We start from the raw sequence: 9,524 nt of genomic DNA on the forward strand, positions 1-9,524 counted from the left end.
GGCCATCGCCCTCGCCGCTACCGTCATCTTCTGGTTATGAGTCCAGAGCCTAGGTTGGACTCCCGGAGAGTGCCAGACGAAGAAACCTTGTTCTGGGGCAAAAAAATGGTGGGAACGGTCAGCAGCACAATCGAGCCAGCGATGCACTTTGGCGCGCACGCCTAAGCGTGGGGAGACACTACATGAACATGATACGGCGCGTAGTTGCCGTCAACGTGGCCAAAGGGTCCACCATCACGCTTGCGAGCGGAAAACTCTTCGACTTCCTCGACCCACACGGCAGCGATTTCCGCAGCGAGGATATCGCTCACGGTCTCGCACACGTCTGCCGCTACGCAGGACAATGCCGAAGCTTCTACTCCGTTGCGGAGCACAGTCTGCTTGTTGCTGATACCGTCGATGAGTTCGCGTACGAGGCACTGCTCCATGACGCGTCGGAAGCCTTCATCGGTGACGTGACGCGGCCCTTCAAGCAACTTTTGCCCGAGTACAGGCAGATAGAAGCGGCGGTGGAGGACGCAATCATCCAACGCTTCGGGATGGACAGAAACTTCAAAGACACCGTCAAACGAACTGACTTGCGGGTTTTGGCTGCCGAGCAAGCGCAGGTAATGGCACCGGGTTGTGCGGACTGGGCTTTGGAAGCTGGAGTAGTGCCAGCTCCTGTCGAGGTACAGCACCTGTCACCAGCGGCGGCCAAAGAGGCATTTCTATCCCAGTATGAGAGATATCTGGAACTCCGCTAGCCTGGGGTGGCGGCTCGTCTAGGCGCATATACCCGTGGCAACTGGTGTTGATTGAAACCAGTGGACCCGTAGCAAGAGGAGTCCGCCGTTCATGGACGCGCTGGCTGGTATTCCTTCTACGAAAGCACATTGTCTTGTGAGCCGCAGGAGGATTCGAAGGCTTGCGGAGCGACGGTGGGTGAACGCCTGACCGGTAGCGGGTTTCTTCGCGTCCGGCTTCCTGGCGGCACCGATGGGCTGCGCGCGTATCTTGTATAGCCAATATTACCTTCCTCTCCGAACCTGAAACGCGGAGAGAAACATGGGACACAAAGCAGCCGTCAGACTGGCGAACCTCACACATGGCAGCGGAAAGCGCAGCCTCGGAGGGGCGGAGCGCCATGCCAAGAGGGACGACGAGGCTTCACAGCGCCGAAGCATCAGCGACCCCGCCAGGAACTTCGCCTGGTCGAAGGCGGGCTTCAGCATGGGTGGCGGCGGTTGCGACATTATTCAGGCACACGAGCTACACAAGGCAGAGACCGGCGCCGAGGAACGCGCGAATGCCGCGCCCGCGATGCATCTGATGGCAATCGTCTCGCCTGTTTGGCTGTTGGAGACCGGCAATCCTCGCGACCTCGGCAACTCGCGCGTGATGGACCTCATCCATGAAGCTCAGTTGTGGGCTGAAAAGCTGGTGCGGTGCGGGCTCCGTCTTTCACGTCCGGTACGATACCGACGAGCGGGGTGCTGGCGTATTGGACCTTCTCGTTGCGCCAGTAAGGATGCAGCGGCACAAGAGCGGCGCGGCGAAGCTGGTCATCTCCGGCCGGAAAGCTCGTGAAGGACTGCTCGCCCACGAGCAAGCATTGTGATCCATCCATCACTACCGCCACCGGAGCCATGCAATCAAGCTGGACGCGCTGGTGCCGGCTGCACCTCGACGCGAGGACCGAGCGGGGCACCCCGGAGCGGATGACGCAACGGGAGCATGTCCACGCGGAAGTCTATGCCCAAATCAAGGATGAGGTCCGAGAGGAGCTGTGGGCCAGCCTTCAGGCCGAAGTGCGGGAAGAGTTTGCGCGCGAAGAGATCGAAGCTGCTCGCCGTATCGCGAAGGAGGCTTGCCAGCGACACAGAGAGGCGGCGCGGCCCCACGACGTGGAACGGGTGCAGTTCGCTGCCAAGGCGAGGCTGATGGGAAAGCAGCGCGACGTGGCCCAAGCACAGTTCCAAGCGGTCGAGAAGGATCTGGTGACCGCTCGCAAGGAGCTTGAGCGCGAGCGTGCTGACGCGGACGCGCGTGCACTGCTACTCCGCCAGGCGCGAGCGGCGAGCGAGCCTCATCTTGCGCATATGAGCAGCCTCATGAAGCGGTACGCCGACAACGGCCCCGAGATGACCCGGCAGAGGCAAAGCGACAGGCCGTGGCGGCGTCACTCGCGTTCCACGGCGAACTGAAGCGGCTTCTGCTGGACGGCAAGTTTTCGACCGGCAGCGACCTGATGTCGGCTTTGTCGGCGAAATGGAGAAATCACCCGGCGAACCCGCTGCGCATCCCGTCAGTGTCTGCGGATGGACCCGACGCCACCGAATCGCGCCTCGGAGCCTAAGAGGGGCCGCCCGAAGCGCGCCTGCTGGGTGCGCGGCAGGAACGAGAGCGGGAAGGTGGATTGAAACGGGGCGCTTTGAGCTAACCCCTTGTTGTTTCATCTCTTTCGAGATCTGGGTGGTGCCGCTGAAGGGACTCGAACCCCCGACCCCATCATTACGAATGACGTGCTCTACCAGCTGAGCTACAGCGGCGGACCCACCGGCGCGCTCTGTAACAGCGGCGCGCCGGAAGGGAAAGGGCCTACTTCAATTTCGCGGTCTCTTCGTCGCGCTGTTCCTGCGGGACGATGACCTCGGCCTCGGGGATGCTGACGGCGGACTGTCGCCGGTCCTCGGACACAGGCGGGACGACCGTCTCGTCTCGGGTGGCGGGTCCGGTCGCAGGAGCGGTCGTTTCCTCGGGCGCCGTCGTCGGGGCCGGCGTTGCAGGCGCCGGTGTCGCCTCGGGGCCCGCGGCAGGCTGGGGTGCAGCGGTCGCCGGTGCGGGCTCGGGCTCTGCGACGACTTCGGGGCGGTCCGTCTCGGTCTGGCCGACGATCAGGGGCAGCATCTCGGCCTGCGAGGGCAGGGCGACCGTCCCCTCCTTTGGCTCGGTCCAGGACAGGGTGTCGAAGGCACCGCAGTTCCCGCAGATCGGGCCCCATTCGCCATGCACCGTGTGGCAGTTGTCGCAGACCCATTTCGGGCCGCGCGGCACGGTCAGCGCACGGGCCAGCCAGCCGCGGACGATGGCATCGTCGGCCCCTTCCCCACGCTCGATCGCGGCCATGATGGTGACCGAGCGCGCCGTCGGATCGGCTGTTGCCAAGTCGCCAAGCGCGCGGCGGGCGGCCGGGAAATCCTCGTTCGCGATGTGCAGCTCGGCCAGAAGCATCTTGGTCTCGGGATGGTCGGGATGCATCCGGGTCAGGGTCGAGAACCGGCGAACCCGCTGCTGCGCCGATTCGTTCGGCTGGATCTCGGCGAAGGCGGCGGCCAGGTCCGGGTGCGGCTGCACGTTCCACGCCTTCTTCAGCACGCGGGTCGCGAATCGCTCCTGGTTGTTGTCGATGTAACCGCGTGCGGCCATGACGGCGGCCGGGATCAGGTCGGGCGACAGGCGGTTCGCCTCGATCGCGCGCTCGCGCGCCTCGATCGAATTGCCCTCGGCGATCACGTCGCGCGCTTCGGACAGGGCCAGCACCGCGTCACGCCGCTTGTGCACATCGCGGGGCAGGGATCCGTGCTTGAGCTTGGCGCCCAGCGTCCGGCGGGCGCCGGTCCAGTCATGCCGCGCCGCCTGCAGCTTTAGCAAGGTGTCCTGCGTCTCGGCGTGCTTGGGCTTGATGGCGAAGGCCCGCTCGGCCAGCGCAAGGGCGGTATCGGTGTTCCCCGCGTCGAGCTGCTGCTTCAGCAGCCCGCGGACGCCGACGAAGCGCGTGCGGTCGTGCTGCACCAGCTCCTTGTAGACGGCCTCGGCGCGGGCATGGTCGCCGGTCATCTCGGCGCCCTGCGCGATCAGAAGGCTCGTGAGTTCGGGGCGGTGAAGGTAGCGCTCGGCCCGCTCGGCCTTGGCCTGCGCCTCCTTGCCCTCGCCCGAGGCGAGCGCGAGCATCGCGTCGCCAAGTGCGGCAAGGCCCTTCTTCTCGCGGTTGCGCGAGAAGTGGCGCGACACGGCCGTCTCGTCGCCGTTCAGGAATCGCAGCAGGGCCCAGAGAAGCTTGAGCAGCTTGAAGACGACCCACGCCAGCACCAGCAGAAGGATAACGGCGATCACGGCCTGAAGCGGCCCGAGCGTGAACTCGGTATTCGCAAGCGCGATGCGGATCGAGCCGTCGGCGTTCAGAAGTAGTCCCGCACCGATGGCCAGAAGGCCGATCAGGACGAAGAAGGCGACGATCTTGATGAGAGACCAAACCATGCGTGTCGTCCTCAGTTAGTGACGGAGCTGTTGAGCTCGGAGAGACCCTGCGTCGCGGCGAGCCGTTCGCGGGCGCGGGCCGTCCAGCCGGACAGGGCCTCCTGCCCGGCCTCGGGAAGGGTAGCGATCTCGTCCAGCGCGGCCTGCAGGTCGCCCTCGTTCAGGCGCGCTTCGGCGCGGGACAGGATCGCGTCGGGGCCGTCGCCCGCCTGTTCGTCGAGCGACCGCGCGCCGGTCTGGGCGCGGATGAACGCGCCGAAGCGGTCTGCCACGCCCTCGCCCGCCGTCGCGGCAATCGAGTCCGACAGCGCCTCGCGGGCGGCTTCGGGAAAGCTCTGGCGCAACCCGTTCAGGGTCGGGACGCCTTCCTCGGCCGGCGCGGCAAGACCCTCGGGCACCGTGACGTCGCTTGCCTCGCGCAGCGCGCCGATCTCGTCGGCATAGGCCTCTCCGGTGTCGAGCGCGGCGCGGATTCCCGTCAGCGCACCTTGCACCGCGATCCGGTTCGCCTCGGCCTCGGCCGATTGCGCGGCATTCTGGATCTCCTGCTGCTGCTGTTCGATCGTCTGGGCCTGCGACTGAACGGTCGACGACAGCTCTTCGACCCGCTGGGACAGCTGGTCCAGCCGGTCGCTCTGCGACATCTCTTCGATCTGCGCGGCCTGCTGGCCGGTCTGTTCCTGCAGGTCCGCGATCTGCCCCTCAAGCTCGGCCAGCCGGTCCGACACCGGCGTCAGGTCCACTGGCTCACCGGCGGGGGCGCCTTCGATCAACTGCAACCGCTCGGACAGTGTCGCGACCTGTTCGTTCACCTGGCCCAGCGTCTGTTCCATCTCTGCCTGCGAGGGGTCTTCGCTCGCCTGCTCAAGCTCGGCCTCGAGCGCGGCCAGCCGTTCGGCCTGCGTGTCGAGCGACTCCGAGATCGCGCCGATGGGGCTTTCGCTTTCGGGCTGCTGGAACAGGCCGAACTCGGTGTAATAGGCCGCAACGTAGCCCGCAGCGCCTGCCAGAAAGCCGCCGACGAGGACCGCCAGGAACGGACCTCCGCCTCCGCTACGCTCCGGCAGCTCGGTCCGCTCGGTCGTCTCGGCCGTGTTCCGGGTCTCCGGCGTCGGCTCGTCTGGCGTCGTCTCGGTCTCGTTCGTCACGTCCCGCCCCTTCTGTCATCCCCGCGCGTCGCGCATGCTGCGACGGTGGCATCGGCCATTGCCGACATGTCTGTCCTGCCGGCACCTAGCGTCTCCATACTCCAAGGCCAGCTATCCTGAACTTTGCGGCTGAGCGCAACGACGTGAACGTCGCGCGGCCGCTCGCCCAGCGCGTCCGCCGTCAGCTTGGCCGAACGTGCCGAAAACAATGGCAGAACCACCGCTTGGGGTCCCAGGAGCGCCGCCCGCGCCGCGCCGGTCAGGGGCAGCGCCCGCTGATCGTAGATCGCCCGCGCCTCCGCCACGAGGCCTGCCCCGCGCAACTGCCCCGCCAGGTCGCCGGTGACATGCCGTCCGTGAAGGTGCACATACGGCCCGCCCCCGCGCGCGACGAGGGCATCGCCCAGCTCGGCCACATCGCTGCCCAGCGCCTCGGCCCGCGCACCGGCGGCCTGCGCCGCGGCGGCGGTGCGGGCGCCCACGGTCACGACGCTCCGTCCCGCCAGCGATCCCAGCCCGGCGGCGGCCGCAACGCCGTTTTCCGACGTGAAGATCAGCGTCCCCTCTGGCAGCGGCCCCCCGGGCAGCGCCACGATCTCCATCACCGGAGAGAACAGGATCGGCGCCTCGATCCCCCGGTCGCGCAGCGCGCGGGCAAACCGGCGCGCGGCGGGCAGGGGGCGGGTCAGCACGATCATGGCACCTGCATAGACGCGCGAGGCACGCTTTGGTAGGCAGATCGCCACTCCATCCAAGGGCGCGCACATGATCCTCGGCATCGAATCCAGTTGCGACGACACCGCCGCCGCCGTGCTGCGCGGCCGCGAGATCCTGTCCAACGTCGTCTCCTCGCAGACCGACCTCCACGCGGATTTCGGCGGCGTCGTCCCCGAAATCGCGGCGCGCGCGCATGTGGAAAAGCTCGACCTTTGCGTCGAACAGGCGTTGGCCGAGGCGGGCGTGACGCTGGCCGAGGTGGAAGCCATTGCCGTCACCGCCGGACCCGGCCTGATCGGCGGCGTCATGGCCGGCGTGATGTGCGCCAAGGGGCTGGCGCTGGCCGCGGCCAAGCCCCTGATCGGGGTGAACCACCTTGCCGGCCACGCGCTGACGCCCCGGCTGACCGACGCCGTCCAGTTCCCCTACCTGATGCTGCTCGTCTCGGGCGGGCATTGCCAGTTCCTGCGGGTCGACGGACCAGAGCGGTTCACCCGCCTCGGCGGCACCATCGATGACGCGCCGGGCGAGGCGTTCGACAAGGTCGCCAAGCTCCTCGGCCTGCCCCAGCCCGGCGGCCCGTCGGTCGAGGCCGAGGCCCGCAACGGCGACCCCACGGCCTTCGCCTTCCCGCGCCCGCTTCTCGACCGCCCCGGCTGCGACCTCAGCTTCTCGGGCCTCAAGACCGCCGTTCTGCGCGCCCGCGACGCGGCGCTGGTGGACGGCGCGCTGCCTCGCGCCATCCGCGCCGACATCTGCGCCAGCTTCCAGGCCTCCGTCGCCGCCACCCTGGCCGAGAAGTCGCGCCGCGCCCTCGCGCTCTGCCCCGATGCGACCTGCGTTGCCGTGGCGGGCGGCGTCGCGGCCAACGGCACGATCCGCGCGGCACTCGAAGACGTCACCGACCGTCCGTTCCTCGCCCCGCCGCTGCGCCTCTGCACCGATAACGCGGCGATGATTGCCTGGGCCGGGTCCGAGCTTTTCGCCGCTGGCCACCGCGACGGCATGGACCTTGCGCCCCGCCCCCGCTGGCCACTGGACAGCACAGCCTCGCCCATGCTCGGCTCGGGCAAGAGGGGGGCGAAGGCATGAAACACTGGCTGATGAAGACCGAACCCGCGGAATGGTCCTGGGAAGACCAGGTCGCCAAGGGCGCGGCAGGCGAGGAGTGGTCCGGCGTCCGCAACTACCAGGCCCGCAACAAGATGCGCGAGATGCAGGTGGGCGACCGCGCGTTCTTCTACCATTCGCAGTCGGACAAGGCCTGCGTCGGCATCATCGAAGTCATCACCGCCGCGCATCCCGATCCCACGGACGAGAGCGGCAAGTGGGATTGCGTCACCGTCCAGGCCGTTGAACCGCTGCCGAATCCGGTGTCGCTGGCCCGGATCAAGGACGACCCGCGCCTGTCCGAAATGGCGCTGGTGAAAAGCCCCCGCCTGTCGGTCCAGCCCGTGACCGAGGCCGAATGGCGCATCATATGCGAACTCGGCGGTCACTAGCCCGCGCGACTGGCCGAGGCACGGCTGTCCTTGCGCCTCTGCCCCTGTAGCGGCGCGTCCTCGCCCTCCATCAGCGCGTCGATGGCCCCCGGCGCGAAAAGGCGCAGGATCGCGTATCCCGCAAGGCCCAGCGCGATCGTCATGCCGGCCGCCGCGCCCATGGTTCCGACCCGCTCCAGCGCCAGTTGATCGACCTCGGACACCAGCGCCAGCACCTCGAGCACCGCAATCGTCAGCAGCGCCGTGAAGACGGTGTAGTTGAAGGGCAGCATCCGAAAACCCAGAACCAGCGCCACCCCGCCCAAGCCGACCGTCACCCAGGTCAGATCGACAGCCCACGCGATGCCGATCGCGATGGCGGTCCCCAGCACCGTGCCGACCGTCCGTTTGACCGTGCGCGAGAACAACTGCCCGTGCGGCGGCAGCACGAGGATCACGAAGGTCAGCGGGAACCAGAAGCCGTGCTCACCGAAATACCGCTGCCCGACCCAGACCGACAGGGTCAGCCCAAGGGCCAGCGCAATCCCGAAGACCATGGCGTAAGGGCTGCTCTCGGCGTCCTCATCCGGGTTCGCGGCCGCCTTGCCGAAGGCCCAGGTGACCGCCTGCGCCCAGGCCATACCAAGCAGGAAGACACCGAAGATCAGCGGCAGGTTCTCGGCGCCGATGATGGTCGATGTAAAGATCGGCCACGTGAACAGCCCCCGGATGGACGGTTTCGCCAGCCCGAACGTGCCGCAGATCCCGACCATCAGTCCCAGGAAGGGCGCGACCAGCAGCGCCATCTCGGGCGAGCCCAACGCCAGAAGGCCGGCCATTCCCATGACAACCGTGACGAGGAACGAAATCCTGATCCCGGCATCCTGTGCGGCAAGGCAGGCGGGCATTGCGGCGATGAAGGCGATCGAGCCGGTTCGGCCCAGGATGCTGACCGCGACGATGGCAGGCACGACCATGGCGATGATCATCATCGCCACATCGCGCCACGGCATCGGGTCGGGGCTTTCGAACAGCGCGGCTTTCAGGCGGGCGAACATAAGGTCCGATATAGACCGATCCGCCGGATGGGCAGGCTCGGGACCCTCTCACGCGGTTCGCACAGGACTCTTACGATGTTCCTACACGTCTCTGACGGCAGCGCGACCCCTTCGACATCTGCCGAAGGGGCCGCTCGCATGGATCAGTAGCGGTAGTGCTCGGGCTTGAACGGACCCTCGGGCGTGACGCCGATATAGTTCGCCTGTTCGGACGACAGCTTGGTCAGCTTCACCCCGATCCGGTCGAGATGCAGCGCCGCGACCTTCTCATCCAGGTGCTTGGGCAGGATGTAGACGTCGTTCTGGTACTGCCCGCCGTTCTTCCACAGCTCGATCTGCGCGAGCACCTGGTTGGTGAACGAGGCGGACATCACGAAGGACGGATGGCCCGTTGCGTTGCCGAGGTTCAGAAGACGCCCCTGGGACAGCAGGATGATCCGGTGCCCCGAGGGCATCTCGATCATGTCCACCTGGTCCTTGATGTTGGTCCACTTGTGGTTCTTGAGGCTGGCGACCTGGATCTCGTTGTCGAAATGGCCGATATTGCCGACGATCGCCATGTCCTTCATCTCGCGCATGTGCTCGATGCGGATGACGTCCTTGTTGCCGGTCGTGGTCACGAAGATGTCCGCCGAGGCGACCACGTCTTCCAGCAGAACGACCTCGAACCCGTCCATCGCTGCCTGAAGCGCGCAGATCGGGTCGACTTCGGTCACCTTCACCCGCGCACCGGCGCCGCGCAGGGACGCCGCCGAGCCCTTGCCCACGTCGCCGTAGCCGCAGACGACGGCAACCTTGCCAGCCATCATCGTGTCGGTGGCGCGGCGGATGCCGTCGACCAGCGACTCCTTGCAGCCGTACTTGTTGTCGAACTTCGACTT

The 9,524-nt window shown here is 66.9% G+C and carries 10 protein-coding genes and 1 tRNA gene; 5 read left to right on the top strand and 6 right to left on the bottom strand.

Annotated elements, in window-relative coordinates:
* Positions 1–182: 182 nt before the first annotated feature.
* The 3 genes from ACFDS3_RS17250 (at position 183) to ACFDS3_RS17260 (ending at position 2,186) form a co-directional block, all read left to right on the top strand.
* Positions 183–746, top strand: coding sequence for a hypothetical protein (locus tag ACFDS3_RS17250; RefSeq protein ID WP_375263593.1), 564 nt, complete (start codon positions 183–185; stop codon positions 744–746).
* A 301-nt stretch (positions 747–1,047) separates the two neighbouring features.
* Positions 1,048–1,569 (top strand): hypothetical protein, encoded by a 522-nt coding sequence (locus tag ACFDS3_RS17255; RefSeq protein WP_375263594.1) that lies wholly within the window; start codon positions 1,048–1,050, stop codon positions 1,567–1,569.
* A 59-nt stretch (positions 1,570–1,628) separates the two neighbouring features.
* Positions 1,629–2,186: a hypothetical protein gene (locus ACFDS3_RS17260; RefSeq protein WP_375263595.1), complete on the top strand. Its 558-nt coding sequence runs from the start codon at positions 1,629–1,631 to the stop codon at positions 2,184–2,186.
* Positions 2,187–2,455: 269 nt separating this feature from the next.
* On the opposite strand, the gene ACFDS3_RS17265 is transcribed toward ACFDS3_RS17260, so the two are convergent.
* The 4 genes from ACFDS3_RS17265 to ACFDS3_RS17280 all read right to left on the bottom strand — a co-directional run bounded on the left by ACFDS3_RS17265 (position 2,456) and on the right by ACFDS3_RS17280 (position 6,085).
* A tRNA-Thr gene (locus ACFDS3_RS17265) sits at positions 2,456–2,531 on the bottom strand.
* A gap of 49 nt (positions 2,532–2,580) precedes the next feature.
* On the bottom strand, positions 2,581–4,239 hold the full coding sequence (locus tag ACFDS3_RS17270; RefSeq protein ID WP_375263596.1) for a heme biosynthesis protein HemY: 1,659 nt from the start codon (positions 4,237–4,239) through the stop codon (positions 2,581–2,583).
* An 11-nt stretch (positions 4,240–4,250) separates the two neighbouring features.
* Complete coding sequence (locus ACFDS3_RS17275; RefSeq protein ID WP_375263597.1) at positions 4,251–5,387, bottom strand: COG4223 family protein; 1,137 nt, start codon at positions 5,385–5,387, stop codon at positions 4,251–4,253.
* The gene (locus ACFDS3_RS17280) at positions 5,384–6,085 is read right to left on the bottom strand and encodes a uroporphyrinogen-III synthase (RefSeq protein ID WP_375263598.1); all 702 of its coding nucleotides are present in this window, start codon (positions 6,083–6,085) and stop codon (positions 5,384–5,386) included. The genes ACFDS3_RS17275 and ACFDS3_RS17280 overlap by 4 nt, the downstream gene beginning before the upstream one ends.
* Before the next feature lie 67 nt (positions 6,086–6,152).
* On the opposite strand from ACFDS3_RS17280, the gene tsaD reads away from it, so the two are divergent.
* On the top strand, positions 6,153–7,196 hold the full coding sequence (tsaD, locus tag ACFDS3_RS17285) for a tRNA (adenosine(37)-N6)-threonylcarbamoyltransferase complex transferase subunit TsaD (protein ID WP_375263599.1): 1,044 nt from the start codon (positions 6,153–6,155) through the stop codon (positions 7,194–7,196).
* Positions 7,193–7,606, top strand: coding sequence for an EVE domain-containing protein (locus tag ACFDS3_RS17290; RefSeq protein WP_375263600.1), 414 nt, complete (start codon positions 7,193–7,195; stop codon positions 7,604–7,606). The genes tsaD and ACFDS3_RS17290 overlap by 4 nt, the downstream gene beginning before the upstream one ends.
* Here ACFDS3_RS17290 and ACFDS3_RS17295 read toward each other — a convergent pair.
* Both ACFDS3_RS17295 and ACFDS3_RS17300 read right to left on the bottom strand, forming a co-directional pair.
* The gene (locus tag ACFDS3_RS17295; protein ID WP_375263601.1) at positions 7,603–8,643 is read right to left on the bottom strand and encodes an FUSC family protein; all 1,041 of its coding nucleotides are present in this window, start codon (positions 8,641–8,643) and stop codon (positions 7,603–7,605) included. The two genes, ACFDS3_RS17290 and ACFDS3_RS17295, sit on opposite strands and share 4 nt — an antisense overlap.
* Positions 8,644–8,786: 143 nt before the next feature.
* On the bottom strand, positions 8,787–9,524 hold a 738-nt coding region (locus ACFDS3_RS17300), incomplete at its 5' end, for an adenosylhomocysteinase (RefSeq protein WP_375263602.1).

Origin of the sequence: Palleronia sp., assembly GCF_042089775.1 — a bacterium.
GTDB lineage: Bacteria > Pseudomonadota > Alphaproteobacteria > Rhodobacterales > Rhodobacteraceae > Palleronia.

Bases quoted from the DNA above. Each gene is read 5' to 3' on its own strand.
- ACFDS3_RS17250 (WP_375263593.1), top strand. From the start codon at position 183: ATGAACATGATACGGCGCGTAGTTGCCGTCAACGTGGCCAAAGGGTCC.
- ACFDS3_RS17255 (WP_375263594.1), top strand. From the start codon at position 1,048: ATGGGACACAAAGCAGCCGTCAGACTGGCGAACCTCACACATGGCAGC.
- ACFDS3_RS17260 (WP_375263595.1), top strand. From the start codon at position 1,629: ATGCAATCAAGCTGGACGCGCTGGTGCCGGCTGCACCTCGACGCGAGG.
- ACFDS3_RS17270 (WP_375263596.1), bottom strand. From the start codon at position 4,239: ATGGTTTGGTCTCTCATCAAGATCGTCGCCTTCTTCGTCCTGATCGGC.
- ACFDS3_RS17280 (WP_375263598.1), bottom strand. From the start codon at position 6,085: ATGATCGTGCTGACCCGCCCCCTGCCCGCCGCGCGCCGGTTTGCCCGC.
- tsaD (WP_375263599.1), top strand. From the start codon at position 6,153: ATGATCCTCGGCATCGAATCCAGTTGCGACGACACCGCCGCCGCCGTG.
- ACFDS3_RS17290 (WP_375263600.1), top strand. From the start codon at position 7,193: ATGAAACACTGGCTGATGAAGACCGAACCCGCGGAATGGTCCTGGGAA.
- ACFDS3_RS17295 (WP_375263601.1), bottom strand. From the start codon at position 8,643: ATGTTCGCCCGCCTGAAAGCCGCGCTGTTCGAAAGCCCCGACCCGATG.